The organism is Sphingobacterium alimentarium, assembly GCF_004342685.1.
In the GTDB taxonomy this organism is placed as follows: Bacteria; Bacteroidota; Bacteroidia; order Sphingobacteriales; family Sphingobacteriaceae; genus Sphingobacterium; species Sphingobacterium alimentarium.
The window spans coordinates 1-2,255 of record NZ_SMBZ01000096.1; the positions used below are offsets into that span (position 1 = coordinate 1).

Genomic DNA, 2,255 nt, shown 5'->3' on the forward strand with positions numbered 1-2,255 from the left:
CATTCATACAGCGGTACAATTACAGTATGATCCATAATAAGCTGACCGCGAATGATTAAAGGTGTTTTATAAAAAGAAAAAGTCTCGAAAAGATATCGAGACTTTTTCTTTTTTTATTCTTCGTCTTGTTTGTACAAGGTGTTGAATTCTTTTTGGTATTTTTCAAGTATGACTTTTCGCTTCATTTTGAGCGTTGGCGTCAATTCACCACCATCGATTGTGAATTCATCATGCAAAATAATAGGTTTCTTAATTTGCTCCCAATTCCCAAAATGCTGATTAGCCATGCGGACTTCCGCATTTATTTTCTTCACAATGGTTGGGTGAGATAAGAACTCGGCTTTCTGCATACCCATTAGCTCAGGAGCACTTGTTTTGCTCCAGTGCACAAGGTTACCATAATTAGGTACAATAAAGGCTGAGGCGAATTTTTGACCATCACCGATTACCATAGCTTGTTCGATAAAATAAGATTCTACAAGTTTCTTTTCTATCGGTTGAGGAATAACATATTTACCGCCCGAAATTTTAAACATCTCTTTCTTACGATCAATAATTTTGATAAACTGACCTTCTTCATATACGGCGATGTCACCCGTATGAAGCCAGCCATCAATGATTGTCTTAGCGGTTTCTTCAGGGTTTTTGTAATAACCTTGCATAACATTGGGACCTTTTACCAGGATTTCGCCATCTTCCGCGAGTTTGACTTCAACATACTTTACCGGGAGACCCACAGTGCCCACGCGGATACCTTTGATATAATGGTTAACAGAAATCAACGGTGACGCTTCAGTCATTCCATATCCTTCGTACAATGGAATTCCAGCAGCTAAGAAAATGCGCGCTAGTTTATTTTGTAAAGAAGCCGACCCTGAAGCAACAGTGACCAAATGACCGCCTAAAGCATCATACCACTTATCCAAAACTAATTTTTTTGCCAGCTTCAACTTCAAATTATAAGCAAAAGACCTTTTTTCAGGATTCGGGTCATAAGCTTCGCCTACACTTACTGCCCAATCAAATATCTTTCTCTTAGAACCGGATAGTTCATGACCTATTTTAATAATTTTCTCGTATACTTTCTCAAGAATACGAGGTACTGCAGTCATAATATGGGGTTTTGCCTCTTTAATATTGTTTCCAATTTTGTCAAGAGATTCCGCAATATAAGTGGTAATACCGATATACATATAAGTATAGATTACCATTCTTTCGTAAGCATGACAAGGAGGAAGGAACGTTAAGGAACGAGAATATGCTTGTAGAGGTGTAATTTCGCGAGCCGCCATCACATTAAACATAATATTGTTGTGTGTTAGCATAACACCTTTTGGCTTGCCCGTTGTACCGGAAGTATAGATTAATGTTGCCAAATCCGTCGGCTTCACGGAATCCATACGTTCTTTCAGCGTCGAATCTGTGATATGTTTGCCCAATTCCTCGATTTCTTTCCAATTTCTTGAATCAGGAATTTCAGCCATACAGAATACATACTTCAAGGTATATAATGACTCTTGTAATTTAACAATACGGCTGTATAAATTTTTGTTGCTGACAACGACTAATCTTATTTCAGCATCATTAAATATATATTGGTAATCAATATCTGTAATATTAGGATACATAGCTACACAGACTGCACCGACTTGCTGAATAGCAAAGTCCATAATGTGCCACTCCATGCTGCTGTCTGCAATAAGACCTACTTTTTCATTGGGTTTAATACCAATTTCAATTAAACCTTTGGATATTGCATCTACTTGTGCTACAAATTCTGAAGTGCTGATTTCTTTCCACTCGTCATTTACTTTGTGAGCAAAAATAGAAAGGTTAGGATATAGATCTAACTGCCTACGAGCTAAATCAAACAATCTTAAATCTTGTTTTTCTTGTTCCATATTATTAAATCAATATCATGCATCTAGTTAGTGGTTAAGCCAAATGCTTATTTCGTACAACGCGTAGAGTACGGCTAAAGTTTGCGAAGATACACAAATAAATTATTATGAAAATTTTGGACTTTAATTATAAGAAAGTAGGGAGCGTTATTATGGTCACCTTTTTTATTTAAAATATTTTAAAAACACAAGTGATCATTATGATATCTTTTTATATTTGTTTTGACTAACCAATACATCATCATGGAATATTTAAAAACTGAATTCGATAATTAAAAAGCGTACAATTGGTTAGTTTTTACCGTTTGATATTTGATTGAAGGTTTCTTAGGGAAGAAACTGTATGCTGCTAAT

At 35.8% G+C, this 2,255-nt stretch carries 1 protein-coding gene; it reads right to left on the bottom strand.

Annotation, left to right across the window (positions count from 1 at the left end):
- Nucleotides 1–113: 113 nt before the first annotated feature.
- A complete protein-coding gene (locus EDC17_RS16695) occupies nt 114–1,901 on the bottom strand; it encodes an AMP-dependent synthetase/ligase (protein WP_132779359.1) in 1,788 nt (595 codons plus the stop codon).
- Nucleotides 1,902–2,255: the final 354 nt, after the last annotated feature.

Coding starts and splice junctions, on each gene's coding strand:
- EDC17_RS16695 (WP_132779359.1), bottom strand. CDS start 1,901: ATGGAACAAGAAAAACAAGATTTAAGATTGTTTGATTTAGCTCGTAGG.